Source organism: Dissulfurirhabdus thermomarina (genome assembly GCF_012979235.1).
GTDB lineage: Bacteria > Desulfobacterota > Dissulfuribacteria > Dissulfuribacterales > Dissulfurirhabdaceae > Dissulfurirhabdus > Dissulfurirhabdus thermomarina.
Genome location: NZ_JAATWC010000002.1, coordinates 128,097 through 154,591 on the forward strand (window position 1 = coordinate 128,097; position 26,495 = coordinate 154,591).

The window sequence follows — 26,495 nt, forward strand, 5'->3', positions numbered from 1 at the left end:
CGGGGCGAGGTCGGCCGGCGGTCAATACCGGGCGTCCTCGGGTTTTCCTCCCTTGGGCCAATCCCGTTCCTTGCCGGGAAAGTCGGGCCGGGGCTGGTGGATGACGAAGTCGGCGATGTCGTAGGCCTCCTGGACGGTGAGGGTCCCGCCGGCGGCGAGCGGCATGTTCCGCTGGATGAAGGCCGCGGCCTTGTGGAGCCGCGCCATGCCCGCCGCGATGTTGAAGGAGCGCGGTCCCCAGAGCGGCGGGAAGCCGTAGGGGTAGCGGGGCGGCTTCTGGTCGAGCCGACCGGCCCCGTCCTCCCCGTGGCAGACGGCGCAGCGGTCCAGGTAGAGGCGGGCGCCCCGGCGCCGGTCCGGGACGGCGGGTTCGTCCAGCATGGGCATGCCGCGGCCCTCCACGGTGGCGCCGGGCGGGAGGTCCTTGGACAGCCAGCGGATGTAGGCCACCAGGGCGTCCATGGCCCGGCTGTCCTTCCGCGGGGCCTTCCCGTTCAGGCTGCGCTGGAAGCACCCCTGGATGCGTTCCCGAAGGTCCACCTGCCGGGCGTTCCGGGCGCTGTAGCGCGGGTACCGCGCCGGGGCTCCCACCCACGGCGCGGCGTAGGGAACCGTCCCGGCCTTGAGGTGGCAGTTGCTGCACCGGAGGGCGTTGCCGCCGAGATCCGGCAGTTCCGCCGGGGTATGCGTGGCGATGCGGCGCCCCAGGCGGACGAGGTCGGCGCCGGGGCCGGCGGGGCGTTCCGTCTCGGGCGGGGCGCGGAAGGGGAGGACCTCGCCGGCGCCGGCCGGGGCCGCGAAGAGCAGGACGGACAGCAGGAGGGCGCCGCGCCGGCCGAGGCGCCGCGGCGGGGGGGTGGGCCCGTGGGATGTCATGCCTCGTCCTCCTTTTCTCGGGAGGTGGCCTCCCGCAGGAGTTCCCTGAACCGCTCCAGGGTCTTTTCGTCTTCCGCCAGCGTCAAGAGGACGTCCCCCGCCTCGAGGCGGGTCTTGCCCCTGGGTACCATCATCTGCTCGCCCCGGAGGACCGCCACCACCAGGAGGCCGCCGGGCACGGCCAGGTCCGCGAGCCGCCGGCCGGCGCCCGCGCCGGCGTCCAGCTCGGCCAGCCGCAGCCCGCCCCTGGCCACCAGGGAGAAATCGAGGCGATGGAGGCCCCGTATCGTCGAGAGGATCTCCGCCGCCGCGGCGATCTTGGGAGCGATCACCCGGGTGACCCCGATCTCCTGGCACGCGGCGCGGAGGCCCACGTCGTTCAGCTTCACCACGATCTTCCCGACTCCCATCCGGTGGCCCAGCATGGCGATCACCGTGTTGATGGCGTCGGTGCCGGTGGCGCAGACCAGGGCGTCGGCCTCCGGAAGGCCCGCGTCCTTGAGGAGCTTTGGGTCGGTGGCGTCGCCGTGGAGCACCAGGGCGTCCAGCTCCTCGGAAAGATGCTCGCAGAGCCTCTCGTCGCTGTCCACCAGGACCAGTTCCACGTCGTCCCCGCGGGCGAGCATGTCCGCCAGGTTGCGCCCCGTGTCCCCGACGCCGGTGATGACGACCTTCATGGCCGCGTCCTTCCCGGGCGGCGCCGGGGCCGCCAGTGCCAGGGGGCCAAGAGGACGAGGAGGGGCAGGATCTCGAGCCGGCCCGCCAGCATGTCGAATATCAGGAGGGCCTTGGCGGGGAGGGGGAGCCCCGGGCCCGTGACGCCCGCCGAGAGGCCCACCGTCCCCAGGGCCGAGGCGGACTCGAAGGCCGCGTCCCCCGCGGGAAAGCCCCACAGGGTGAGGACGAGGGTGGAGGCGGTGAAGATGAGGGCGTACAGGGCCAGGAAGCCGAAGGCCGACCGGATGTCCGTCTCGGAGAACTGGACGCCGCCGATGGCCAGGGGGACCTTGGCCTCCGGCGGGAGGAGGAGCCGCTTCATACCCCATGATACCACACGGAGTGCCAGGACGAGCCGCAGGATCTTGATGCCGCCGGCGGTGGACCCAGTGCTTCCGCCCACCAGCATGAGGATCGTGGCCAGGGTCTTCTCCGGGGGCGCCCAGGCGGCGGGGTCCGAGAGGGCGAAGCCGGTGGTGGAGAGGGCGCTCACCGCCCGGAAGGCGGCCGCGTGGAGCCCGGGGGCGCCGAGCGCCAGGAAGGCGGCGGTGGCCGCGGCGGCGATCCCCGCCATCCAGCGGAGTTCCACGTCCCGGGCCGCGGCCCGCAGCCCCTTGGTCCGTACCCGGTGGTAGAGGGGGAAGCTCACGGCACCGAGGAACATGGCCGCCGTCACCGCGGCCGAAAGGCCGGGGCCCGCCCCGGAAAGGCCCTCGCGGGCGGGGGAGAAGCCGCCGGTGGAGATCGTGGAGAAGGCGTGGAGCACCGCGTCGAGGGGGGACATCCCGAGGCCCAGGTAGAGGAGGCAGCAGCCGGCCGTCAGCAGCACGTAGGCGCCGAGGACCACGCGGCCCGTGGCCCGGACGCTCCCGACCAGGTTCTCCCCGCCGAACTCCGCCCCGTAGAGCCGGAAGGCCGCCTGGCCGGGCCCGAAGAGCAGCACCACGGAAAGGACGATGATGCCGGCGCCGCCGACCCACTGGGCATAGGAGCGGAAAAAGAGGAGGGAGCGCGGCAGGGCCCCCGGGTCGAGGATGCCGAGGCCGGTGGTGGTGAAGCCGCTCACGGCTTCGAAGAGGGCATCCCAGAAGCCGGCCGCCGGGACGAAGGCCAGGGCGCCCGCCAGCCCGGCGGCCACGTAGGCCAGAGCCGTGACCACCAGGGCCTCCCGGAGGGGCAGGTCCGGGCCGTGGCCGCGGCCGCCGAGGAACCCGGCCCCCCACGTGCCGGCGGCCAGGAGGGCGAAGCGCGCCGCCGGTTCCCATTCGCCGCCGGCCGCGGCCACGGCGGCGGGGACCGCCAGGAGGAGGCCCAGGAGCCGGAGCACCGCCGCGAGATGGTGCCCCACGGCCCGGAGGTCCAAGGGCGGGATGTAGGCGGCGAGGCCGGGCACGTTCGCTGGACTCTCGGCGGCTCCTGGATGAAGTGGCGCAGCAGCGGCCGCCGCGGGCGTCCGCTCCAGGCCCCGGGAACGAGCCTAGGACGGCTCCGGGCCCGGGTCAAGGTGCCGGGGGATGATGGAGACCGGGCCCGCGGGCGGCGGGTCCCCCCGCCTGGCCGGCATGAACCCGCCGAAACGAAGACGGCCCCGGGGAAGCCGGGGCCGGGCCGTTCTGGGTGGTGCCGAGAGACGGAGTCGAACCGCCGACACGAGGATTTTCAGTCCTCTGCTCTACCAACTGAGCTATCTCGGCCTCGAAGCGGCCCCATTATTATGGGGGGTCCGGGCTTTGTCAAGGATCGGCGGCGCGGCGGAAGGCCGCGGGCCGCCACGGCGGCGGGCAGTTCGAGGGGCAGGCCGCGGCCGGAAGGGGGCTTGCGGCGCCGCCCTCTTTGACACCGTTTCCGGCCCCCGTTACATTCCGTGCATGCGGATGGAAGAACTCACCATGGAGGCCTTCGAGGCCGAGCTTCGCCGCACCCGGACCGTCATCGTCCCCTTCGGCTCCGTGGAAGAGCACGGGGCGCACCTCCCCCTGGGCACCGACACCCTCCACGTGGCCGAGCTGGCCGCCGCCGCCGCGAAGAAGCGACGGGCCCTGGTGGCGCCGCCGGTCTGGTACGGCCTGTGCCGGAGCACCCGCCGCCACCCCGGGACCCTCACCCTGTCCTTCGGGACGGTCCGGCGGCTGGCCGTCGAGATCGCCGGGAGCCTCTATGCCCAGGGCCTCCGGAACTTCGTCCTCGTCTCCGGCCACGCCGGGGGGACCCACATGGCGGCCCTGGAGGATGCCGGGGAGGAGATCCTGTCCACCCTGCCAGAGAGCCGGGTGGCCGTCCTCTCCGTCCTCGATCTCGTGGCCGGGCTCGAGGACGGGCTGGTGGAGACCCCGGGAGATTCCCACGCCGGCGAGGTGGAGACGGCCCTCATGCAGCATCTCCGGCCGGCCCTCGTCCACGGCACCAGCCCCGCGGAGTATCCCTCCTTCCCGAGGCCCCTCCTGGTCCGGGACAAGCGCCGGTACTGGCCCGGCGGCGTCTGGGGCGACCCCTCCAAGGCCTCCCCGGAAAAGGGACGCCGGATCCTCGAGGCCGAGGCCGAGGCGCTGGCCGCCGTGATCGAGCGACTCGAGAAGACCGACCCCGGTTCAGACCTCTAGAGCGAAAAATCCAAGCGGCCGGTTCGATGCCCTCGCGGGCCCCGGTGCCGGCCTTGCAGCGAGGAACTTCATGACAAAACACTGCCTGCGCATCCTGTTGCCGGTCGTCGTCGCGGTGAGCATCCTGTGGGGGGTCTGGAGCCCCGGTCCGGCCGCCGAGGCGGCCGCGCGGCCTCCGGCCCCGGATTTCCTGCTCCTGAACCTCTCCGGCCAGGAGGTTCGGCTCTCCGATTTTCGAGGCAAGGTGGTCCTGCTGAACTTCTTCGCCACCTTCTGCCCGCCCTGCCGCATGGAGATACCGGACTTCGTGGAGCTCAAGAAGGCCTACGCCGGCCGGGGCTTCGAGGTGGTGGGGATCTCGGTGGATTCCAACCCGGTCCGCGTCTTGCCGGGCTTCGTGGCGGGGTACGAGATCAACTACCCGGTCCTCCTCGGGACCGAAGACGTCATCCGCGACTACGGGAACATCTACGCCATCCCGGTGACGTTCCTTGTGGACCGGAAGGGTCGCATCGTGCTGCGGTACCAGGGCATGGTCTCCCGGGGCGATCTCGAGCCCTACATACGGAGGGTCCTGGCCGAGCGGTGATCCGGTGGCCGGGGGGGCGGCCTACTTGCGCATGGTGGCGATCATCCGGTGGGGCTTCAGGAAGATGTCCAGGGCGTCGAGGATGTTCAGGAACACCACCCGGCTGGCCTGGATGGCCTTGGTGGAGGCCCCCTCCGGGCCGATGACGCAGATGCCGAAGGCCGCTTCCCGGAGCATGAGGGCGTCGTTGCAGCCGTTGCCGATGGCCACGGTCTTTTCGCGGCCGAGCCGCTCGATGTAGGCCAGCTTCTGGATGTCGCCCCGGCCGGATTCCAGGGCGTGCAGGGTGATGTCCATGTGGCCCGTCAGCTCCGGGGCGATCCGGTCCAGGGTCTGGTTGGTGTCCGCGGTGAGGATGTGGACGTTCAGGATCTGGGTGAGTTGCTTCAGCCGGTCGGGCACGCCCTCGATCATCCGCCCGTCCACGGTGAGGGTCCCGTTGAGGTCCAGGACGAGGTTCGAGAGGTCGTAGAAGACCCCGCAGGGCAGGTCCAGCGCGATATGCCTTTCAGCCATGAAATCCTCCTTGCAGCGTGGTGACGCAGCTTGTATGCGACCCCGCCCTCCGCGGGCGGGGTGGATGCCGCACGGGGGCTGGCCGGGTGCCGCGCTAGGCGTTCACCTTGGCCAGCAAGGCGTGGCGGATCCGCTCGGGGAGGAAGCGGATCGCCAGCTCGGCGATCTCCCGGGCGCTTCGGACGATGTCGCCCTCTCCCCGCCAGTGTTCCCGGAGGACCGCCTCGTCGGTCCGGACCAGGAGCCGGAGGAGGGCCAGGGCCACCAGGTAGACGTCGTCCACCATGCCGAGGAAGGGGATCCAGTCCGGGACGAGGTCCACCGGGTTCAGGAGGTAGGCCACGGTGGCTCCGAGGATGGCCTTGTCACCGGCCGAGACCCTGGGGTCCCGGAGCAGGTTGACCAGGAGGGCCAGGAACTTGGGGATGCTCCTCGCGGCCCTGCGAAGCACTTCCGTGTCGAATGCGGGGGGCATCGAGGTCACCTCCCTCGGCGAGATCTCCGGCGGTTCGTTCACGACGGCGCCCGCAAGGACGCCGGGGCTGCCGCAGGGCCCCGGCCGGGATCGATGCCGCCGGGCCTCCGCGTTGCGCACTCGGTGATCCGTTCCGGGCCGTCCCGTTCGTCGTCGTGCGCCTTCCGTTTCAACGGAAATAAAACCGATCGGCGGAGATTCGTAAAGTGAGGCCGCCAGCGGCGGCATCCGCATCCGTCCGTCGGCCTGGAATGGTTCCAAGAAAGAGGCCGACCATGACGGCGTCGCAAAAAGTCGCGGGCTGCGGCGTTGCTTTGGATGTTCTCGTCATTGCGGTGTACCGTAGGGTACGCTTCATTCCCCGACATCTTCGCGCCTTGCATCTGGCGATTTTTGCTTGGCCATCCACTCAGAAGACTTTTTAAGAGGCCATCAACCATGAATGTCCCGGACGCCCTGATCTATCCCGTCACCTTCCCGCGCCGCCGCCTCCTCGCCCCCCTCTCCGGCCTCTTCCGCCGCCTCGTCCTGCTCCAGCCCACCGAGGAGGTCCGGCCGCCGGGCCTCGACGAGACGTGGGTGCCGGGGGCGCGGGTCGATTTGGTGGCGCCCCTTCCCCTGGGGGCCGGGCTCGGCGACTTCCAGCGCCGCCTCCGGGAGGCGCTGGCGTGGGCCCGGGAGGTCGGCCTCGGCGAGGGCCGGGTCCTTTCGGCCCTCGTGGGGCTTTCCGGGCGCGGCGGTGAGGAGACCCCCCAGGACATCCTGGCGGCCCTCAAGGGGCCGGCGGCGGACGGCGGCCTGGAGGCGGCCCGGTGGCTCCTCCAGCTCGCCCAGGTCCAGGACGAGGAAGAGGACGCCGTGGACGCCGATTTGATCGACCTGGAAGGACGCCGGGCCCGCCTCGAGTCGCTCCTCCGGGGGGCCGACGGGGTGCCCCTGGAGGTCCGGTCTCCCTGGGTGGGGGACACCGGCCGGGGGGTGCCGCCCGTCGCCCACGCCGGTCCCCGCCTCCAGGCCTGGGCCCGGCTCTGGTCGGCGGGGCGGCCGGCGGTGCCGGCGGCCTGCCCCGTGGGATGCGGGGCCGCGGTGAAGGACGAGCTGGAGCGGTTGCACGAGGCGGAGCGGACGGGCGGCGTGGCCCGCGACCTCGCCGTCCTCCGGCTGGACGAGCCCCCGGGGGAGGCCGCGGCGATGGCGGCCGCGCTGGCGGATTTGGCCCGGGAGGCCGGTGTCCGGGCCCTCGGCCCCGGCGGATCGGCGGCGGCGCGGATCGAGGAGATCGAGGCCCGCTGGAACGGCGGCGGGCCGCCGGACCCGGCGTGCCCGAGGCTCGTCCTCACCGGGTTTCCCGGCCGCCGCCTGGAAGATCTCTTCCGGCGGGCCGCCGGGGCGCCCCCGGACGAGGCCCGTGGGGCGGCGGACGGCTGGTCGTTCTTCCTGGTCTAGGGGGCCGATCCCGCCGCGGCCGCCCCGCTCAGCCGCCACTTCAGCGTCTTTTCGAGGCCTTCCGCGAGCCCGGTCCGGGGCTGCCACCCGAGGCCGTCCCGGGCCTTTTCGATGCGCAGGCAGCTGCGGCGGATGTCGCCGGGCCGGGCCGGGGCGGTCTCGAGGCGCCGGAGCGCCGGATCGAGGCCGGGGATGAGGCCGGCGGCCAGGTCGAAGAGGGTCTCGTAGAGCTGCCGGGTCCGGGTCCCTACGCCGGTGGCGATGTTGAAGGCCGCGCCCCCGCCCACGGAGAGGGCCTTGAGGTTGGCCTCGGCCACGTCGCCCACGTAGCAGTAATCTCGCACCATCCCGTCGGGTTCGCCGGGGAAGTGGTAGAGGGTGGAGGGCCGGCCCGCCGCCAGGTTGTCCATGAAGATGGCCACCACTCCCGCCTCCCCGTGGGGGACCTGGCGGGGGCCGTAGACGTTGCTGTAGCGGAGGACGGTGTAGTCCAGGCCGTGCTGGGCGCGGTAGAAGGCGAGGTACTGCTCGGCCACCGCCTTGGTGATGGCATAGGGCGAGACGGGCTGCGGCGGCGCCGCCTCCGAGGTGGGGTACTCCTGGGCTTCGCCGTAGATGGCGCCGCCGGACGAGATGAAGATCACCTTCCGGACGCCGGTGCGGCGGGCCGCCTCCATGAGGTTCAGGAAGCCGTCCACGTTGACGGCGGCATCGCGGCGGGGATCCCGGACGGAGTCCGGCACGGAGATCTGGGCGGCGTGGTGGTTGAGGACGTCGGGGCGCTCCTGCTCGAAGAGGCGCCGGATCCCATCGTCCCGGATGTCGGCGCGGTGGAAGCGGGCCGCGGGGTGGAGGTTTTCCGGGCGGCCGGAGGAGAGGTCGTCCACCACCACCACGTCGTGGCCGGCCTCGATGTAGGCGTCCACCACGTTGGAGCCGATGAACCCGGCCCCGCCGGTCACGAGGATCTTCATCTCGACGGCCTCCTGCCAGGGCTCCTGGGTCCGTGGGCGTTCAAGAACGGATGGCGTCGCGAGAATCGCCGATAACGGTGGTGTTCCAAGCTCCTCGCTCCTCCGCAGAGTTTTCAGTGACGCCTCATTCCTCGCGATGGCCGTGCCTTGTCTTTGGCGATTCTCGCTCGGCCATCCGTGCAGAGGACCTTTTACGAGGGCGTCACCGCGGGGGGCATGCCTCGCCCATGACCTGAAGCTCGAGGCGACGGGTCCAGTGCATCTCGAAGCCGCCACGGATCCAGGAAGGTCTCAGGCGGGCATGCTAGCACGGAACGGGCCGGGGGCAAAGGGCCCCGGCCGGTCCGGCCGGGGGCACTGGACGCGGCCTTTCCCTTTTTGCTAATATCCTCGGGTCGGCCGCCGCCGGGCGGGCCCGCCCGGGGCCGGCGGCCGTATCCACATGGGAAGCCGCTGGAACGGGGCGGGCGAGGGGGGCCGACATGCCGAAGGTGACGTTCCTGCCATCCGGGGTCGAAGTCGATGTCCCGCCGGGGGAGAACCTCCTGCGGGCCGCCATGCTGGCCGGTCTCCACGTCAATGCCTCCTGCGGGGGCGCCGGCGTGTGCAACAAGTGCAAGGTGCTCCTCGAGGCCGGCGAGGCCCGGGGCGAAAGGCTCCCCGACGGGGGCTGGAAGGCCTGCGCCACCGTCCCCGCCGGCGACGTCCAGGTGCGGATCCCGGTGGAGTCGGAGATGGACCGGCGGGCGCTGGCCCGGCCGCGGCGGGCCGCCGCGTGGATCCAGGCCGGCGAAGGGCGGGCCGAGTGGCCGGTGGCCCCCCTGGTCCAGAAGACCTTCCTCACCCTCCCCGCGCCGACGCCCCAGGACAACGTGAGCGACCTCTACCGGCTCCGCCGCGAGTTGGCCCAGGGAGAGCTGGCCGACGTGGCCCTCGAGGTGGACCCTCCGGTCCTCTACACCCTCGCCGAGACCCTCCGCGCCGACGACTGGCGGGTGACCGTGAGCCTCCGTGGGCATCTCGGCGTCCCGGCGCCGCCCCGGCTCATCCGGGTGGAGGCCGGCGACACCACGGGCGCCCACGCCGCGGTGGCCGTGGACATCGGCACCACCACCGTCTCGGCCGAGCTGGTGGACCTTGCCACCGGTGCCGTTCTGGCCGAGGTCTCCGACTACAACCCCCAGGTGAGCTACGGCGAGGACGTGATCTCCCGCATGGAGTTCGCCCGGAAGGGGGACGGGCTGGCCGTGCTCCAGCGGAAGGTGGTGGAGCGTCTGAACGGCCTCGTCCGCGAGCTCTTCCAACAGGCTGAGCTCTCCCCCGACCGTCTCTCCCTCATCACCGTGGGCGCCAATTCCGTCATGACCCACTTCCTCCTCGGGCTCGACCCGCGCCATCTCCGCATGAAGCCCTACACCCCGGTGGCGAACCACTTCCCGGCCTTTCGGGGGAGGGACATCGGCCTGCACGTGGCGCCCCACGTCCGGGTCTACCTCGCCCCGTGCGTCGCCAGCTACGTGGGCGGCGACATCGTGGCCGGGGTGGTGGGGGTCGGGCTCCAGCGTGAGGAGGCCCTCACCCTCTTCATCGACATCGGGACCAACGGGGAGATCGTGCTGGGCAACCGCGACTGGATGGCCTGCGCGGCCTGCTCCGCCGGCCCGGCCTTCGAGGGCGGGGGGATCCGCCACGGCATGCGGGCCACCACCGGGGCGGTGGAGCTGGTCCACGTGCACCCCGAGACCCACGAGCCCATGGTGCTCACCATCGGCGGGCGGCGGGCCAAGGGGATCTGCGGCTCCGGGATCATCTCGCTCCTGGCCGGGCTCTTCACCTCCGGGGCCGTGGATCCCCAGGGGAAGTTCCGGCGCGACCTGGCCACCCCCCGGATCCGCGAGGGGCGGGACGGATGGGAGTACGTGGTGGTGGAGGCGGAGGCCACGGCCACGGGCGAGGACATCGTCTTCACCGAGGTGGACATCGAGAACCTCATCCGGGCCAAGGGGGCCATGTTCGCCGGCTACCTCACCCTGCTCGAGTCCGTGGGGATGACCTTCGAGGACCTCGACCGGGTGGTGCTCGCCGGCAACTTCGGCAGCTACCTCGACCTGGAACAGGCGATCACCATCGGTCTCTTGCCCGACATCCCGCGGGAGCGGTTCTTCTTCGCCGGGAATGCCTCCCTGCTCGGGGCCCGGTCGGCGGCGGTCTCGCGGGAGGCGGCGGCGGAGCAGCACCGCGTGGCCCAGATGATGACCCACTTCGACCTCAGCGACAACCCGCAGTTCATGCAGCACTACATGTCGTCGCTCTTCCTGCCCCACACGGACGCCGCGCTCTTTCCCAGCGTCGGGGGCGGGGCGGCCTGAGGGCGGCTACCGGAGGTCGGCGAGGAGCCCCGCCGCGTGGCGGCGGCAGGCCTCGGCGTAGTCTTCCGGGTAGTGCCCGGTGACCCACCGCTGCTGCCATTCGCTGAAGGCGCCGGGCGATTGGGGGTGGCGGGGCAGGAAGCAGTAGAAGAGCCGCTGGTCGGTCCCCGCCTCGTCGAAGCGTTTCGAGACTTCGTACACGGTGATCATCCGGGCGCCGAGGCGGTCGAGCACCCGCATGGCGAGCCAGAGGGCCCGGTCGAGGGCGGCCCGGAACCGGGTGCCGGCCTCGAGGACGTTGCCCACCGGCTCGGCGGCGAGCACCTGGATCTCCCCCTGCGAGCGCTGGGCCTTGGGCACGTGGAGGAGGACGCCGTCCGCCTCGTGGATCACGAGGTCCGCGGGGCCGCCGCGGCGGCCGTCGAGGCGGGTGTTGCCGCGGATGGCCGCAATGTAGGCGTCGAAGAAGTCCCGCCCGGCGGCCCGCCGGTACCGGCGGGCGAAGGCCGCCACCTGGTCCCCCACGGCGTAGCTGGGCGTCTCCCCTCCGCCGCCGGCCGCCTGGACGGTGGGCCGCACCAGGGCGAACTGCTGGTGGATCTGCTGGTGGGTGGCGTTGAGCCGGTAGCCGGAGGGAGAGAAGTCGAAGCCGAAGTTCCATCCCCACATGGTGGCCGTGAAGGGAAGGGGACTGCCGCCCTCGCGCCGGCGGTGGACCTCGTCGAGGACCCTCCGGCGCAGGTCTTCCAACTCGTCCGTGGAGAGCCGGCGTCCCCGGCCCGGTACCTCGAGCCCGAGCTCGATGGCCATCTGGACGAAGGTCCGCTGGTAGTAGAGGTGGCGGAGGCCGGCCATGTCCCGGGGGGAGAGGTCCCCGAGGCGGTAGCGGACGGCGTCCTGGGCCATGTTCGAGGCGTAGTGGCCCCAGGGGATGTAGCTGTTGGCCCTCAGGTATTCCCAGACGTGGGTGACGCCGGGGTCGAGGTATTCCCCCACCACGGGGTTCCGGCCCTGGACCCCGGGGTTGAGGGCCATGGCGCGCTTGATCGCGTCGGGGAGGGCGGGGTTGTTGAGGACCACCTCGAAGAGGTCGTGGTCGTGGACCAGGGGCCGGGGCTCGCCCGACGGACCCGGCCGGAAACCGATGCCGCCGCCGGGCTCGAGTTCGCAGGCGAGCGCCGCCAGCGCCGCCAGCAGCTCCGGGTCGTCCGAGGTCTGGGCCAGGGCCAGCTTGAGGGTGCGGGGGAGGTCCGCCAGACCGTAGCGGCGCCCGCCCGGCCCTTCGAGGCCGGGGCCGAGGAGATCCCGGAGGAGGCCCCGGGCGGGCGGGGGATCCGGGGGTGGCTCGTCCCGCAGGCGGAAGGCGGCCGGGGCCTCGGCCAGGCGGTCGGCCGGGGCCTGCAGGATGTAGGTGGCCCCCCAGAAGGGGAAGGGATTGGGGACCTCGAAGACCCCCTCCGTCTCGGCCAGTTCCAGGTCGCCCTCCGGGAAGTTGGCGTCGTTGCGGATCTCAACGCCGCCCGGCAGGTGCCCGAGCACCAGGGGGGCCGAGGTCCCGCGCAGGTTGGCCGCCCGGAAGGAGGGGCGGTGGTGCCCGCACCGGAAGACCCCGTCCGGGTGCACGCAGGTGGGTGGGAGGTCGGCGTCCTGCACGGTCTTCGGGTTCGGGCCGGCGGCGGGCCGGGTCACAGCTCCAGGCGGCTCCGGCGCTTCCGGCGGCCTCCCAGGGCACCGAGGAGCCATCCCACCAGGAGGACGCCTCCGCCCGCGAGGAAGTAGCTCACGAACCGGTCCCGCTCGAGCTGTTGGTTCTTCTGCTCGAGGATGGCCACCCGCTGGCGGAGCTTTTGGACCTCCGACTGGCTTTCGTCGTAGGCGTTCTTGAGCGCCACCACGTCCTTGGCGTCCTCGGCGAGGGTCTTGTAGGCCTTTTGGGCCTGGTCGCGGGCCTTTTCGGCCTCGGCGAGGGCCTTTCGGGCCTTGGCCAGCTCCTCCTTGAGGGCGGCGTTCAGGGTCCTTTCTTCCTTGAGCCGCCGGCCGAGGCGGTCCCGCTCTCTCTCGACCTCGGTCAGGACATCCCTCAGGGGGCGCTCCGTGGTGACGAAGCGGCTGGGCATCCAGCCTTCCTTCCCGCTGGGCAGCCGCACCCGGACCCACTTGTCCCCTTCTTCCAGGACCTCCACCGGCGTCCCGTTGGGGACCAGGGCGATGATCCGGTAGGTGGTGTCCTGGCCCGTCCGGAGGGGGACCTCGATGGCGGGGGCCACGTAGTGGCGGGTGGTGGCGTTGGCCTCCGTGGGCTCGGCGGCGGCCGCGCCGGGCAGGGCGGCGGCCGCCAGGGACGCGGCCAGGAGGACGATCAGCACCAGGTCCACGGGGACGGCGGATCGGCGGCGGAAGGAGGGGGATGGACCCATGGCGTATGCTCCCTTGTACCAGGCTGGCGGGTTGGGGTGGCGGAACACCGGCTATTTTAGGGCACGAGGCCCCGAGGGCGCAAGGCGCCAGGGGGGCCGCGCCCGTCCCCGCCGCGTGACGACGCCGTCAAAATTGTCAGGCGCGGGTGCCGGAGTTATGGTGCCGCCGAGGCCCGGTCCGGGTCCGGCCGGGTCATCTCCGTGCGACAAGGAGGAACCCATGGATCGCCGAACCTTTCTCAAGACGGCCGGTGCGGCGGCGGTCGCGGCCGCCGGGGCCGCACCCGCGGTGCATGCCGGGGGCCGCCGCCTCTGGCGGATGGTGACCGCCTGGCCCCCGGGGATGCCCATCCTCCAGACCGGGGCAGAGGGCTTCGCCCGCCGGGTCTCGGAACTCACCGGCGGGCGGCTCACCATCCAGGTCTTCGCCGGGGGCGAGCTCATCCCGCCCCTCGAGGTCTTCGACGCCGTCTCCCAGGGCACGGTGCAGTGCGGGCACGGGGCCGCCTACTACTGGGCCGGCAAGGAGCCGGCCTTCCAGTGGTTCACCTCCGTCCCCTTCGGGCTGAACGGCCAGGGCATGAACACCTGGCTCTACGAAGGCGGGGGCCTCGAGCTGTGGGAGAAGGTCTATGCGCCCTACAACCTCGTGCCCCGGCCCTGCGGGAACACCGGCGTCCAGATGGGGGGCTGGTTCAACCGCGAGATCCGCCGGCTGGCCGACTTCAAGGGGCTCAAGATGCGGATCCCGGGCCTGGGCGGCCGGGTCTTCGCCCGGGCGGGCGGCACGGTGGTTCTCCTGCCCGGCGGCGAGATCTACACCTCCCTGGAGCGGGGGGTCATCGACGCCACCGAGTGGGTCGGGCCCTACCACGACATGCGGATGGGCTTCCACCGGATCGCCAAGTACTACTACGGGCCTGGCTGGCACGAGCCCGGGAGTACCCTGGAGCTCATCGTGCACCGGCCCGCCTACGAGGCCTTGCCTGCGGACATGAAGGCCGCGGTGGATGCCGCCGCCGCCGAGGCGAACCTCCGCATGCTTGCCGAGTTCGAGGCCCGGAACGCCGAGGCCCTGGCCGCCATCCGGAAGGAGGGCAAGGTCGCGGTGCGGACCTTCCCGGCCGATCTCCTCGAGGCCCTTCGGAAGCTCTCGAACGAGACTCTGGAGGAAGAGGCGGGCAAGAATCCGGTGACCCGGAAGGTGCACGCCGCCTTCACGGCCTTCCGCCGGCGGTGGCGGGCCTGGGAAGAGCTGTCCGAGGGGGCCTACTACCGGTCGCTGCTCTAGGCGGCCCTTCCGCGCGGGGCCTCCGCCCGCCTCACCGGGCGGCCACCACCCCCGGCAGCCAGGTGGCCAGGCCCGGCACCAGGACCACGATGGCCAGGGCCGCCAGTTGCAGGGCCACGAAGGGGACGATGCCCCGGTAGATGGAGAGGGTGGAGACCCCCGGAGGGGCCACGCCCTTGAGGTAGAAGAGGGAGAAGCCGAAGGGCGGCGTGAGGAAGGAGGTCTGGAGGTTCATGGCGAAGAGCACCGCGAACCAGACGGGGTCGAAGTGGAGGGCGTGGAGAATCGGTGTGAGGATTGGCACATAAATAAAAGTTATTTCGATAAAATCAAGAAAGAAGCCCACCACGAAGATCAGCCCCATCACCAGGGCCAGGATCCCCCACCGCCCCAGTGGCAGGGCGAAGATGAACTCCCGGATGAGCGCGGGGCCCCCGAGGCCGCGGAAGACCAGCCCGAAGGCCGCCGCCCCCACCAGGATGATGAAGACCATGCTGGTGAGCTGGGTGGTGGCCGCCATGACCTCCCGGAGGATGCGCCGGTCGAACCGGCCCCGGGCCATGCAGAGCAGGGTGGCGCCGGAGGCCCCGAGCCCCGCGGCCTCGGTGGGCGAGGCGATGCCGGCGAAGATGGAGCCGAGCACCGCCACGATGAGGACCATCGGGGGGACGAGGGCCCGGGCCACGAGGCGCGGCAGCGAGGTCCCCTCAGGGATGTCCGCCTCCCGCCGGTCCACGGCCGGGGCCCGTTCCGGGTGGCGCCAGGCCTGGACCAGGATGTAGGCCATGTAGAGCCCCACCAGGAGGAGGCCCGGCAGCAGCGCCCCCACGAAGAGATCCCCCACCGAGACGCCGATCACGTCGCCGAGGAGCACCAGGATGATGCTCGGCGGGATGATCTGGCCCAGGGTGCCGGCGGCCGCCACGGTCCCGGTAGCCAGTTCGTGCTGGTAGCGGTGCTTGAGCATGGTGGGCAGGGCGAGCAGCCCCATGGTGACCACGGTGGCCCCGACGATGCCCGTGGAGGCCCCGAGGAGGGCCCCCACCACCACCACGGTCACCGCGAGCCCCCCGCGGATGCGCCCGAAGAGGAGGGCCATGGCCTCGAGGAGCTCGCCGGCGATCCCGGCCCGTTCCAGCATCACCCCCATGAAGACGAACAGCGGCACCGCCACCAGGGTGAAGTTGGTCATGACGCCCCAGACCCGGAGGGGGAGCAGATCGAAGAAGCTCCAGCCGAAGCCCAGGAGGCCGAAGAAGAGGGAGGTGCCGAGCAGGGTGAAGGCCACCGGGAAGCCCAGGAGCAGGAGGGCGGTCATCACCACGAACATCCAGATCGCAAGGTACTCCATCAGCGGGGCTCCTCGGGTTCGCCGGCCCGCCGGCCCGCCAGGGCCGCGGCGCTCCTCACGGCCAGGGAGACGCCCTGGAGGGCGAGCAGCACGAAGGCGAGGGGGATCATGGCCTTCAAGGCGAAGCGGTAGGGGAGGCCCCCCGGGTCCGGCGACCCCTCGAGGGCGCGCCACGAGGCGGCCACGAAGGGCCACGAGGTCTTGATGACCAGGAAGCAGCCGGGGAACAGGAAGAAGAGGCAGCCGAGGAGGTTCACCAGGGCCCGGGTGCGGGGGCCGAAGCGCTGGTAGAAGACGTCCACCCGGACGTGGGCGTCATGCCGGAGGGTGTAGCCGGCGCCGAGGAGGAAGAGGACGGCGAAGAGGTGCCATTCCAGTTCCTGGGCGGCCACGAAGCTCACCCGGAAGAGGTAGCGGAGCGCCACGTCCACGGTCACCAGCACCACCAGGGCCAGGGAGAGCCACGAGGCGGCCCGGCCCACGGCGTCGTTCAAGGCGTCCGCGGCGCGGGCGATCTTTTCGGGCAAGCGGGTCATGGCGATCAGGCGCCACCATTTGGATCCGTGGGCGTTCGAGAACGGGCCGGATGCAAGGCGGCGACGATGTCGATGATACCTGAAGTATATCGACGAGTTGCCAACGCAGCAGATGGCCTGTCATCGGGCGCCCCGAAGGGCGGCGGGATGAATTCGCCACAGGGGATTATGTCCGCCCATGGCCTGAAATTCCAGGCGACTCGGTCCAATGCATCTCGAGGCCGCCGCGGATCGCAGGTTAGCGCCCCGGGGGCGGTGGTGCAAGCAGTCGGGGGCACCGGCCGGAAATGGAATGCGGCAGCTTCCTTTTCGGCGCCTGTCCGGAATGTTGATGGCCTCGCAAAAAGGCCTCCGAGTGGATGGCCCAGCAAAGATCGCCAGATGCTGGGCGCGACCCTCGCGTCATGATACGCTGCGGCGTTTTGCACGGGACAGGAGGCAAATCCGGCGTTCCGGCGGCGGCGCGGTGCCGCCGTCGCCTGCGGCGGGCGTTACTTTTCTTTGCGTGCCCAAAGAAAAGTAACCAAAAGAAAGGGCAGCCCACTGTGGAGCCCCGCCCCGTCCCGCCAACGGCGGGGCGGGGGACGGGGCGGGGTTCCCTCGGCGTCTCGGCGGGGCCGGGCGCGACGAGAACTCGCCCCGCTTCGCGGGGCTCGGACAGTTCGTCGCGCTCTTTCCGGCCCCGCCATCGACGCCTTCGGCTCCACAGAGGGCGGGGGGCGGCGATGGGCCGGGAGCAATCCATTTTTCCGGAGAGCCTGGAGCGATGTTCTGATTCCCCGGCGATGCTGATCTCCTCGCAAAAAGGCCTCCGAGTGGATGGCCCAGCAAAGATCGCCAGATGCAGGGCGCGGGGATATCGAGGAACGAGGCGTACTTGAGCTGCGCCGCAATGACGAGGGCATCCGAAGAGCGCCGCCGCCCACGACTTTTTTGCGACGCCATCATATTTGCCGTTTTGCTTCCGGTGCCCTATATATACCCCAACCTACATCTCGCACTTCGAAGGGAGGACTTTGCCATGCGTTTGATCCTGTTGGGCGGGCCCGGGGCCGGAAAAGGCACCCAGGCCAATTTCATCATCCAGAAGCTGGGCATTCCGCAGATCTCCACCGGTGACATGCTCCGGGCCGCCGTGAAGGCCGGCACCGAGCTCGGCCTCGAGGCCAAGAAGTACATGGATTCCGGGGCCCTCGTCCCCGACGAGGTCATCATCGGCCTCGTCAAGGAGCGCATCACCCAGCCCGACTGCCAGAAGGGCTTCCTCTTCGACGGCTTTCCCCGGACCATCCCCCAGGCCGAGGCCATGAAGGAGGCCGGCGTGGACATCGACTACGTGGTGGAGATCGCCGTGCCCGACGAGGAGATCATCAAGCGGATGAGCGGGCGCCGGGTGCATCTCCCCTCTGGCCGGACCTACCACGTGGTCTTCAACCCGCCCAAGGTCGAGGGCAAGGACGACGTCACGGGCGAGCCCCTCATCCAGCGCGACGACGACAAGGAAGAGACCGTCCGCAAGCGCCTCGAGGTCTACCACGCCCAGACCGAGCCCCTGGTGGACTACTACAAGAAGTGGGAGGCCTCCGGCGACCCGAAGGCCCCGAAGTACGTCCGGATCGACGGCATCGGGAAGGTGGAGGAGATCCGCGACCGGATCTTCGCCGCCATCGGCGCCTGATCCGCCCGGACGGCGTCCCGCCGTGCCGAAGAGACGGGGCCCGGGGGTCTTCCCCCGGGCTCCGTCGTCTCCCTTGCTTGTCCCCGGCGGCGTTCCGCCGTCTCCCTACTCCGCCGCCTCCCCCACGTCCCACCAGGTCAGCAGCCCCAGCTCGAACTTGTGGGAGAGACCCTTCCGGTAGGGGTAGCACCGGAGGGTGAGGCCGATCCGGCCGCTGGAGAGGCACAGGAGGTGGCCCTGGTAGAGGTGGCCCCGCTCGCTTCGCTCCCCCGTGTAGAGGAGGGGCAGGGCGTGGCCCTCCGGGATGTTGCCCTCCGCGTCGAGGCGGCCGATGTAGGCCTCCACCCGGACCTCTTCCGGGGAGAGGCCGTCCATCTCCACCGCGGCGCGGATGGGCAGCCGGTCGCCCACCTTGGGGGTCCCCTCCATGGGGAGCTGGACGTCGGTGATGGAGACCCCGCTCCACTTCTGCTGGACCGCCTTCTTCCAGGTGCAGATCTCCTTGGCCTCCCGCCACTGTTCCTTTTCCAGGTTGTGCCAGGTGTCGATCTTGGGGAGATAGGCGCTGTTGGCGTATTCCTCCACCATCCGGTTCGTGTTGAAGAAAGGGGCGATGCTCTTGATGGAGTTCCGGATGGTGGCCACCCATTCCACGGGGATGTTCTGGGAGTTGCGCGTGTAGAACATGGGGACCACGGTGTTCTCGAGGAGTTCGTAGAGGAGCCGGCTCTCCACGTCGTCCTGGTAGTTGTGGTCGTCGTATTCCTCGCCGGCCCCGATGGCCCAGCCGTTGTCGCCCTGGTAGCCTTCCACCCACCAGCCGTCCAGGATGCTGAGGTTGAGCCCGCCGTTGGCCACCACCTTCATACCGCTGGTGCCGCTGGCCTCGTTGGGCCGGCGGGGGGTGTTCAGCCAGACGTCCACCCCCTGGACGAGGTTCCGGGCCACCTCGATGTCGTAGTTCTCGATGAAGACGAGGCGGTTGCGGAACTCGGGCCGGTTGGCCATCTGGATGACCAGGTGGATGAGCTCCTTCCCCTCCATGTCCTTGGGATGGGCCTTGCCGGCGAAGACGATCTGGACCGGCCGGTCCTTGTGGTTCAGGATGGCGGCGAGCCGTTCCGGGTCGCGGAAGATGAGGTTGGCCCGCTTGTAGGTGGCAAAGCGCCGGGCGAAACCGATGGTGAGGGCCTCGGGGTCGAGGACCTCCTCGGCCTGGTCGAGCTGGTAGCCCGGGGCGCCCTTGGCCTTGAGCTGCTGGACCAGGCGGCGGCGGGCGAAGGCGATGAGCCACTCCCGGAGCCGTTCCCGGCTGCGCCAGAGCTCGAAGTCCGGGATGAGGTCCACCCGTTCCCAGACGGCGTGGTTGGCCGGCTCGTCGATCCAGCGCGAGCCGAGGTAGCGCTCGTAGAGGCGGGCCATCTCGCTGGAGAGCCAGCCCAGGGTGTGGACCCCGTTGGTGACGTGGGTGATGGGGGTCTCGTGGCGCGGGATGCGGGGCCAGATCTCGGCCCACATCCGACGGGAGACCTCGGCGTGGAGCTTGCTGACCCCGTTGGTCTGCGAGGCGGTCTTGATGGCCAGCACCGCCATGCAGAAGGGTTCCGCCGGGTCGGCGGGGTTCATGCGGCCGAGGGCCAGGAAGTCGTCCATGCCGATCCCGAGCTGCTTCACCATGCCGGCGAAGTAGCGCTTCATGAGTTCCGGAGGGAAGCGGTCGATCCCCGCCGGGACCGGGGTGTGGGTGGTGAAGATGTTGGTGGCCCGGACCACCTCCAGGGCCTCGTCGAAGTCCAGCTTCTGTTCCTCGACGAGGCAGCGGATCCGCTCCACCGCCATGAAGGCCGAGTGGCCCTCGTTCATGTGGCAGACGGTGTGGCAGAGGTCCAGGGCCCGAAGCGCCCGGAACCCGCCGATGCCGAGGATCATCTCCTGCTGGAGGCGGGTCTCGAGGCTCCCCCCGTAGAGGAACGAGGTGATCTGGCGGTCGGCCAGGGTGTTGGTGGGGACGTCGGTGTCCAGCAGGTAGATGGGGACCCGGCCCACCACGAGGGACCAGATCCGCGCCTTCACCTCGCGGCCCAGGATCTCCACGGAGACGGTGAGGGGCTCGCCGGCCTCGTCCCGGACCAGGGTGAGCGGCATGTTGTCGAACTCGTTCAGGGGATAGGTCTCGAGCTGCCAGCCGTCGGGGTTGAGGTATTGCTGGAAGTAGCCGTGCTTGTAGAGGAGTCCCACGCCCACCATGGGGAGCCCGAGGTCGCTGGCGGACTTCATGTGGTCGCCGGCGAGGATCCCGAGGCCGCCGGAGTAGAAGGGGAGGCTCTCGTGCAGGCCGAATTCCGCCGAGAAGTAGGCGATGCGGCCCTGGGCTCGGCCCTCCGAGGCGGTCCCGTACCAGGTCTGGAAGTTCAGGTAGCGGTCGAGTTCCTCCAGGACCTCGTTCATCCGGGCCAGGAAGATCTTGTCCCGCTCCAGGGCCTCGAGCCTGGGCTGCTCGATGCTGCCCAGGAGGGCCACCGGGTTGTGGCCGCAGCGTTCCCACAGCTCCCGGTCCATGTCCTGGAAGAGGTGGATGGCCCGCGGGGTCCAGGTCCACCAGAGGTTGCGGGCCAGGGTGAGGAGCGGGGCCAGCCGTTCCGGCAGGCTCGGCAGGATGGTGACGGTCTGGATGGTGGGCATGGCGGCTCTCCGTGGGGCGGGCGCCCGGGCGGTCTTCCGCGCGGTTCCCCAGGCCCCTATGGTGACCCAATTCGCGTTTCTTCACAAGCCGTTCGTGGGGTCGCCGAGGGGGCGCCGGGACGGCCGGCCGTCGTTTCTCGGATCGGCATTCCGGCCGGTGTCCGTGAGCGACTTCCAGCGCGGCCGGCCGGGGAGGGGCGGGCCCGGCATCCCGGGGCGGTGCCTTCCGTTGACGGGCCCCGCCGGGTATGGAAAGATCGCCTGCGGGCGGGAGGGCGATGGAGGGCCGATGGTGGAGATCTTCGGGCCAGGGCACACGGATCGGCGGGAGGGGAGGCGTCTTTCGGTCCGGCGGGTCCTCGCGCGGCTGTCCCGGGCCGCCGGTGACGGCCGCGCAGGCGGCGGGGAAGGGGCCCGGCGCATCGCGGCGCTCTTCGACCCGCCGCCCCCGCCCGCGGCCGGCCGGCCCCGCGTCACCCTGAGCTACGCGCAGAGCCTCGACGGCTGCATCGCCGCGGAGCCCGGGCGGCCCCTGGCCCTCAGCGGCCGGCCGTCCCTCGCCCTCACCCACGGCCTCCGGGCCCGGCACGACGCCATCCTGGTGGGCATCGGCACGGTGCTCGCCGACGACCCCCGGCTGAACGTCCGGCTGGCCGAGGGGCCCGATCCCCGGCCCGTGGTGCTCGACACGGGGCTCCGGTTCCCGGAAGGGGCCCGGATGCTGGCCAACGCCGGGCCGCGGCCCTGGATCGTGGCGGGGGCCGGCGCCGACCCGGGCCGCGCCCGGCGTCTCGAGGCCCTGGGGGCCCGGGTGGTCCGGGTGCGGCGCGGCCCGGGCGGCGTGGACCTGCCGGCGGCGCTGGCCCGGCTGGCGGAGCTGGGCGTCCGGCGGCTCATGGTGGAGGGGGGCGCCCGGGTCATCACCGCCTTCCTCTGCGGCCGGCTGGTGGACCGGGTGGTGGTCACGGTGGCGCCGGTCCTGGTGGGCGGGCTCAAGGCGGTGGACCGGTTCTGCCCCCCCGACCCCGCCTGCCTGCCGCGGCTTCGAAACGTCCGGTACGAGCGGGTGGGAGAAGACATGGTGGTGTGCGGCGACCTCGAGTGCGAGGCGGCGTGAGAGCCCGGGCGGTCTGGTTCACCGGGCCCTGGCGGGTGGAGGTTCGCGATGAGCCGGTCCGCGAGCCGGGCCCGGGCGAGGTCCGGGTACGGACCCGGCTCTCGGCCGTGAGCCGGGGGACCGAGCTCCTGGTCCTCTCCGGGGCGGCGCCGGCGGCGCTCGCCGCCGACGAGCACATCGGGGCCCTGGCGGGGGCGTTGTCTTTTCCGCTCAAGTACGGCTACGGGTGCGTGGGCGAGGTGGAGGCCGCCGGCCCCGGCACGGCCCCGGATCTCGTCGGCCGGACCGTCTTCGCCTTCCATCCCCACCAGGACCTTTTCTGCCTGCCGGCCGCGGACCTCCGGCCGGTGCCGGAGGACCTGGCCGGCGAGGACGCCCTCTTCTTTGCGGCCATGGAGACGGCCGTCACCCTGGTGCTCGACGGGCGGCCCTTCCTCGGCGCCCGGGTGGTGGTCTTCGGCCTCGGCGTGGTGGGGCTGCTGGCGACGGCACTTTTGGCCCGCTTTCCGCTGGAGGTGCTCGCCGGGATCGACCCGGCGCCCCTCCGGCGCAAGATCGCCCGCGAGGCCGGGGCCCACGCCGTGTTCCCGCCGCCGGAGGCCCGGCCCGGCGGGGCGCTCTTGGAGCGGCTCGGCGCCGGGGGGCGGACCGCGGGCGCCGACCTCGTCCTCGAGACCTCGGGGGTGCCGGAGGCCCTGGACGCCGCGGTGGGCGTCGCCGGCTTCTCGGGCACGGTGGTGGTGGGGTCCTGGTACGGCACCCGGCGGGTCTCGCTGGACCTGGGAAGCGCCTTCCACCGGCGCCGGCTGCGTCTCGTGAGCAGCCAGGTGAGCACCCTGGCGCCGGAGGCCACCGGGCGCTGGAGCCGCAACCGACGTACCGGTACGACGTGGGAGTGGATCCGCCGCCTCCAACCCGGTCGGTACCTCACCCACCGATTTCCCCTGGAGGCGGCCCCCGAGGCCTACGAGTTTCTCAGGGGGGGCACCGGGGAGGCCCTCCAGGTGGCCCTGGTCCACCAGGGCTGACGGCGCGGCGGGCGTCACCCGGCGGCGGCACCGGGCCATCACCCCGACGGCTGAACGGAGGACGGCGGAGATGTACACGGTCTGCGTCATCCGGGAGTTCCGGGCCCGGCACCATCTCTCCGGCGGGGACTGGGGCGGCGAGAACCGGCCGCATGCCCACGCCTACCGGCTGGAGGTCCGGGTGTCCGGTCCGGAGCTCGACGCCCACGGGTTCCTGGTGGACGTGACGGTGGTGGAGGCCGCCCTCGACGACCTCCTCCGCCGGTACGAGGGGGCCTTGCTGAACGAGCTTCCGGAGTTCGGGGGGCGGAATCCTACCATGGAACGCCTGGCACGGGCCGTGTGCCGGCGGGTGGCCGCCTGCCTCCCCGGCGGCCCGGGGTGGCGGGTACGGGCCAGGGTCTGGGAGAGCGACCGGGCGTGGGCGGAGCACGCCCTGGGCGGGGCGGGGTCGGACGGATGACCGGGGCGAGGGTCGGGGTTGAAGAAAATCCGCCGCTTGTACGATAATGCACTAAGGGACGGCCGCGCCGCTTGCGGCGCCGTTCGGATTCGGATGGGGCGGGACCCGATGATGAGGGACCGGAAGACACATCCCGGCCCCGGGACGAGAGATTGACGGGGAGGCTGTGATGGCCCTGGCAACCAGGTGGACGTGGCGGCTCTTGCTGATGGTCGGCTTGGCGGTGGTGTGGTGTGCGCCCACGGTGGGGGCCGAAGAGTCGGGGCTCGAGGATCTCCTCATGTTCTACCGGCCGGAGGACCTCATCATCACCGCCACCCGGACCCTCAAGCGCGTGGAGGACGCCCCCGCCATGGCCACCGTGGTTACCGCCGACGAGATCCAGCGCATGGGGGCCCGCACCCTGGCCGACGTGGTGGAACGGGTCCCGGGGTTCGGGGTGAGCATTACCAATATCGGCAACCGGGTTTTCGAGGTCAGAGGCATCAAAAGCTATCATGGGGAAAAGATCCTCCTCATGGTGGACGGCCACCGGGTGAACGATGGATGGCACGGGGGCGCTGCCTGGACCTTCAACCGGATGCCCGTGGACAACGTGGAGCGGATCGAGTTCATCCGGGGGCCGGGCTCGGCCCTCTACGGGGAAAATGCCTTTGCCGGCGTCATCAACGTCATCACCAAGCACTTCGTCCCGTTGGGGGACGTGGCCCCGGCGAAACACCTCATGGAGCCCCAGCGGTTCGTCACCGCCTACGGGGGAACGGAAGACACCGGCGGCGGGAGCTGTTACGCCGGGGACGCCGACCGGAACTGGGCGGTCACGGCCTATGCCCATCACTTCCATACCAACGGGCAGGACCAGACCGTCCCGGCGGACATCCTGAGCCTCAACCCGGCGGTGGCCGGCTACTCCCTGGCCCCGGGCCACACGGATGACCGCCTGGATCAGCAGGATGCCGACCTCTGGCTCCAGTACAAGGAGCTCACCTGGCGGACTCGGTACCTTCAAAAGCACCAGGGCCCGTACATCGGTATCACCGACGTCTTGGAGCCTGATTCCAGGCGCCTGAGTAAGAGTCTTTTTACTGAGCTGTCATGGGAGAACATCCCTCTTCTCGGGCCCCACTATATTGTCAAGGCCTACCTCGATCACCAAGAGATGGACAACCTGTGGGTGGGAGGGCCGCCGGGTTACCTGGGTCTTCCCCAATTCGGCAATGGTGTCCGAGCGGAGGTCAAGGGCAAATTCGAGACCTTTGGTTTAGAGGGACAGGTTGATTTTCACCCGTTCCAGGGGCATACCCTTTCCGTCGGCGCCACCTATCGGCGCCAGCACCAGTTCGACATCGAACAGTATGCCAACTATGACCCGAGAAATTCCATAATTACTCCGCTGCCTGGTGGATTTCAGGACGTGTCCTCTTTTTCAAACTGGGCCAGCCGTTCCGACCACTGGGATTATGACTGGGCCATCTTCCTCCAGGAGGAATGGCAGATCATGAAGGCGCTCGACCTGGTGGCCGGGGTCCGGCACGACCATTACAAGAACTTCGGAAGCACCACCAACCCACGGGTGGGGATGGTTTGGAAGCTCATGGAGAACTGGCAAGTGAAGGCCCTTTATGGGGAGGCATTCCGAGCGCCAAGTTTCATCGAGCAGTTCAATACCAACAATCCTGTCTTTATCGGAAATCCTAACCTGGATCCTGAGAAGGTGCGCACTACGGAGCTGGGGGTGATTGGCCCACTTTGGGGCGCGCACGTGGAGGCCACTCTGTTCTACAGCCGGTACAAAGATCTTATCATCCAGGGTCCCAAACCTTCTCTTACGACGGCGGCCCAGTATGTCAACAAGGGTGCCGCCGAGGTCCAAGGATTCGAGCTGTCTGCGGCCAAGAGAGTGATGCTCGGTGTCACGGTTTCCGGCAACTACGCCTACCAGTATACCCGGGACGAGGAAAGAGGCGGACGGATCCCCTACGTTCCTGCCCATCGCGGGAACATCATGCTGGATTGGAAGGTGCTGGACAACGTATTCGTGAACGGTCGTCTCTACTTTTGCGGCAAGCGGTATCGAGAGAAGGGGGACCCGAGGGATGAGCTCCCTGGGTTTGCTACGGTGGATCTCTCTCTGCTGTTTCGAAATGTTGGGATCAAGCGGTTGGACTTTTGGGTGAAAGCCTCGAACCTCTTGGATCAAGACTACAAGGATCCGGCCCCTGTGGCAACCATCTCGAGAGATTATCCTCGTAATGGACGGGCTATTTTGGCCACCGTGGAGTATACTTTTTAGGTGGCTTCATCTAGGACTTCATATATGAATGCGAAGTCTTTCTGGATTTTATTTTTGGAGAGGCCAAAGTCTTCTGGTGAATATCTGTGATGCGAAGTGTAGTTATTTTGTTTTGATGATTGGTCCTTCAATATTTTCTGGAAATTTTTTCCAGGATGAATCTGGCAGAAATCTAGTAATTGTTCTATAGTTTTTATAAATCTTTTTTTTAAATAATTATAATTAATCACAAGTAATTCGTTCCCAGGCGTTCTTATTTTTTTGTTTAGTTCTTTATAGTATAAAATTGACATATTGTAAATATTCTTTATATATTGTTGCTTCATCTTCGGATCATTTTTTTCAAAGTTCATTAATTTGCTCTGGACCCGGCACTCTAGAGAAAGCATTGATGGGACGGCATCCAGAGGATCACGAACCAACAGGATGATCTTGGGATCATGGAAGTGTTTCCTGATGAGATCAATTTGAAACAGGAGCGTGAAGGATTTGGAAATTGCTCTTTGCCCGGTGCCATGCGTATTCACGGCGTGGAGACGTTCCAAATACGGCAAAAAACGAGGGTCTTGCGTGAAACGGGCAATGCTGTTTTCCAGGTGGGCCGTTGTCGGGTAATGACCCCATGCGGCGAAGTATATCCATGAGAGGAGCCCGCTAAAGAATCTCAAGGAAAGTGCGATGTCATCGGCCTCGGGCAGCATGGGGCCTGTCCGATGGATATCCGGATCATAGATACGATCGAATGTTTTCCCTCGCAAGATTGGTAGGAGTGGTTTTAGAAGGATTTTGGTGGATTTATATGGAGCAGCTATTTCCCAGAGATGGGCGCCGCGAATTTCTGGGCAGTTCTGAACGAGGAAACGATGCAAAAAAGTCGTTCCACTTCGAAGGTGGCCGATGAGAAAAATTGGGCGATCCAATTGGTGGCACTTGCTGCCGGGAACGAGATCGTCAATGACGCGCGCTGTTGTGAGAAGAGAACACAAAAAAAGTCGAGAGAAAGCAAGTCCTGCAAATTGGCTTCTAATTCCTAGAGTTTCGTAAATTTTTTTTATGGTATATGGAAAATTATACATC

Annotated in this window: 22 protein-coding genes and 1 tRNA gene; 10 read left to right on the forward strand and 13 right to left on the reverse strand. The window is 69.3% G+C overall.

The window, feature by feature from the left end; translation table 11 throughout:
- Positions 1–21: 21 nt before the first annotated feature.
- The 4 genes from HCU62_RS03970 to HCU62_RS03985 form a co-directional block, all read right to left on the reverse strand.
- The gene (locus HCU62_RS03970) at positions 22–876 is read right to left on the reverse strand and encodes a c-type cytochrome (RefSeq protein ID WP_163298781.1); all 855 of its coding nucleotides are present in this window, start codon (positions 874–876) and stop codon (positions 22–24) included.
- Positions 873–1,553: a potassium channel family protein gene (locus HCU62_RS03975; protein WP_163298782.1), complete on the reverse strand. Its 681-nt coding sequence runs from the start codon at positions 1,551–1,553 to the stop codon at positions 873–875. The genes HCU62_RS03970 and HCU62_RS03975 overlap by 4 nt, the downstream gene beginning before the upstream one ends.
- Entirely contained in the window at positions 1,550–2,986 is a 1,437-nt protein-coding gene (locus HCU62_RS03980; RefSeq protein ID WP_163298783.1) for a TrkH family potassium uptake protein, read from the reverse strand. Before HCU62_RS03980 ends, HCU62_RS03975 begins: the two co-directional genes overlap by 4 nt.
- A gap of 225 nt (positions 2,987–3,211) precedes the next feature.
- Positions 3,212–3,287 (reverse strand) — tRNA-Phe (locus tag HCU62_RS03985).
- Positions 3,288–3,461: 174 nt separating this feature from the next.
- Here HCU62_RS03985 and HCU62_RS03990 point away from each other — a divergent pair.
- Positions 3,462–4,193 carry a creatininase family protein gene (locus HCU62_RS03990; RefSeq protein ID WP_169755449.1) on the forward strand — a complete coding sequence of 244 codons (732 nt, stop codon included), beginning with the start codon at positions 3,462–3,464 and terminating at the stop codon, positions 4,191–4,193.
- A gap of 70 nt (positions 4,194–4,263) precedes the next feature.
- Complete coding sequence (locus HCU62_RS03995) at positions 4,264–4,782, forward strand: TlpA family protein disulfide reductase (RefSeq protein WP_163298785.1); 519 nt, start codon at positions 4,264–4,266, stop codon at positions 4,780–4,782.
- Between the two features lie 21 nt (positions 4,783–4,803).
- Here the strand turns inward: HCU62_RS03995 and HCU62_RS04000 are convergent, their stop codons facing one another.
- Positions 4,804–5,298, reverse strand: a complete 495-nt coding sequence (locus HCU62_RS04000) for an HAD family hydrolase (protein WP_163298786.1) — start codon at positions 5,296–5,298, stop codon at positions 4,804–4,806.
- 94 nt (positions 5,299–5,392) lie between these two features.
- Positions 5,393–5,773, reverse strand: coding sequence for a YkvA family protein (locus tag HCU62_RS04005; protein WP_163298787.1), 381 nt, complete (start codon positions 5,771–5,773; stop codon positions 5,393–5,395).
- Positions 5,774–6,211: 438 nt separating this feature from the next.
- Between HCU62_RS04005 and HCU62_RS12525 the strand changes: the two genes are divergently transcribed.
- Positions 6,212–7,219: a hypothetical protein gene (locus HCU62_RS12525; protein WP_169755450.1), complete on the forward strand. Its 1,008-nt coding sequence runs from the start codon at positions 6,212–6,214 to the stop codon at positions 7,217–7,219.
- Here the strand turns inward: HCU62_RS12525 and HCU62_RS04015 are convergent.
- Positions 7,216–8,193, reverse strand: coding sequence for an NAD-dependent epimerase/dehydratase family protein (locus HCU62_RS04015; RefSeq protein WP_163298789.1), 978 nt, complete (start codon positions 8,191–8,193; stop codon positions 7,216–7,218). The genes HCU62_RS12525 and HCU62_RS04015 overlap by 4 nt on opposite strands.
- Positions 8,194–8,675: 482 nt before the next feature.
- Here HCU62_RS04015 and HCU62_RS04020 point away from each other — a divergent pair, with 482 nt between their 5' ends.
- Positions 8,676–10,562, forward strand: coding sequence for an ASKHA domain-containing protein (locus HCU62_RS04020; protein WP_163298790.1), 1,887 nt, complete (start codon positions 8,676–8,678; stop codon positions 10,560–10,562).
- A gap of 6 nt (positions 10,563–10,568) precedes the next feature.
- Here HCU62_RS04020 and HCU62_RS04025 read toward each other — a convergent pair whose 3' ends face one another.
- A complete protein-coding gene (locus HCU62_RS04025) occupies positions 10,569–12,215 on the reverse strand; it encodes a hypothetical protein (RefSeq protein ID WP_220096318.1) in 1,647 nt (548 codons plus the stop codon).
- A gap of 32 nt (positions 12,216–12,247) precedes the next feature.
- The gene (locus HCU62_RS04030; RefSeq protein ID WP_163298074.1) at positions 12,248–12,979 is read right to left on the reverse strand and encodes a TIGR04211 family SH3 domain-containing protein; all 732 of its coding nucleotides are present in this window, start codon (positions 12,977–12,979) and stop codon (positions 12,248–12,250) included.
- A 220-nt stretch (positions 12,980–13,199) separates the two neighbouring features.
- Here HCU62_RS04030 and HCU62_RS04035 point away from each other — a divergent pair, with 220 nt between their 5' ends.
- Complete coding sequence (locus HCU62_RS04035; RefSeq protein ID WP_163298075.1) at positions 13,200–14,270, forward strand: TRAP transporter substrate-binding protein; 1,071 nt, start codon at positions 13,200–13,202, stop codon at positions 14,268–14,270.
- A 31-nt stretch (positions 14,271–14,301) separates the two neighbouring features.
- On the opposite strand, the gene HCU62_RS04040 is transcribed toward HCU62_RS04035, so the two are convergent.
- Positions 14,302–15,621, reverse strand: coding sequence for a TRAP transporter large permease (locus HCU62_RS04040; protein WP_163298076.1), 1,320 nt, complete (start codon positions 15,619–15,621; stop codon positions 14,302–14,304).
- Positions 15,621–16,157 carry a TRAP transporter small permease subunit gene (locus tag HCU62_RS04045; RefSeq protein WP_163298077.1) on the reverse strand — a complete coding sequence of 179 codons (537 nt, stop codon included), beginning with the start codon at positions 16,155–16,157 and terminating at the stop codon, positions 15,621–15,623. The genes HCU62_RS04040 and HCU62_RS04045 overlap by 1 nt, the downstream gene beginning before the upstream one ends.
- 1,021 nt (positions 16,158–17,178) lie before the next feature.
- On the opposite strand from HCU62_RS04045, the gene adk reads away from it, so the two are divergent.
- A complete protein-coding gene (gene adk, locus HCU62_RS04050) occupies positions 17,179–17,835 on the forward strand; it encodes an adenylate kinase (protein ID WP_163298078.1) in 657 nt (218 codons plus the stop codon).
- A gap of 105 nt (positions 17,836–17,940) precedes the next feature.
- On the opposite strand, the gene glgP is transcribed toward adk, so the two are convergent.
- Complete coding sequence (glgP, locus tag HCU62_RS04055) at positions 17,941–20,517, reverse strand: alpha-glucan family phosphorylase (RefSeq protein ID WP_163298079.1); 2,577 nt, start codon at positions 20,515–20,517, stop codon at positions 17,941–17,943.
- Positions 20,518–20,806: 289 nt separating this feature from the next.
- Between glgP and HCU62_RS04060 the strand changes: the two genes are divergently transcribed.
- From HCU62_RS04060 to HCU62_RS04075, 4 genes are all read left to right on the forward strand, one after another.
- On the forward strand, positions 20,807–21,634 hold the full coding sequence (locus HCU62_RS04060; RefSeq protein WP_163298080.1) for a RibD family protein: 828 nt from the start codon (positions 20,807–20,809) through the stop codon (positions 21,632–21,634).
- The gene (locus HCU62_RS12820) at positions 21,631–22,662 is read left to right on the forward strand and encodes a zinc-binding dehydrogenase (protein WP_163298081.1); all 1,032 of its coding nucleotides are present in this window, start codon (positions 21,631–21,633) and stop codon (positions 22,660–22,662) included. The genes HCU62_RS04060 and HCU62_RS12820 overlap by 4 nt, the downstream gene beginning before the upstream one ends.
- Before the next feature lie 70 nt (positions 22,663–22,732).
- The gene (locus HCU62_RS04070; RefSeq protein WP_169755451.1) at positions 22,733–23,125 is read left to right on the forward strand and encodes a 6-pyruvoyl trahydropterin synthase family protein; all 393 of its coding nucleotides are present in this window, start codon (positions 22,733–22,735) and stop codon (positions 23,123–23,125) included.
- Positions 23,126–23,294: 169 nt separating this feature from the next.
- Entirely contained in the window at positions 23,295–25,418 is a 2,124-nt protein-coding gene (locus tag HCU62_RS04075) for a TonB-dependent receptor plug domain-containing protein (RefSeq protein WP_163298083.1), read from the forward strand.
- On the opposite strand, the gene HCU62_RS04080 is transcribed toward HCU62_RS04075, so the two are convergent.
- Entirely contained in the window at positions 25,415–26,494 is a 1,080-nt protein-coding gene (locus HCU62_RS04080) for a sulfotransferase (protein ID WP_163298084.1), read from the reverse strand. The genes HCU62_RS04075 and HCU62_RS04080 overlap by 4 nt on opposite strands.
- Position 26,495 lies beyond the last annotated feature (1 nt).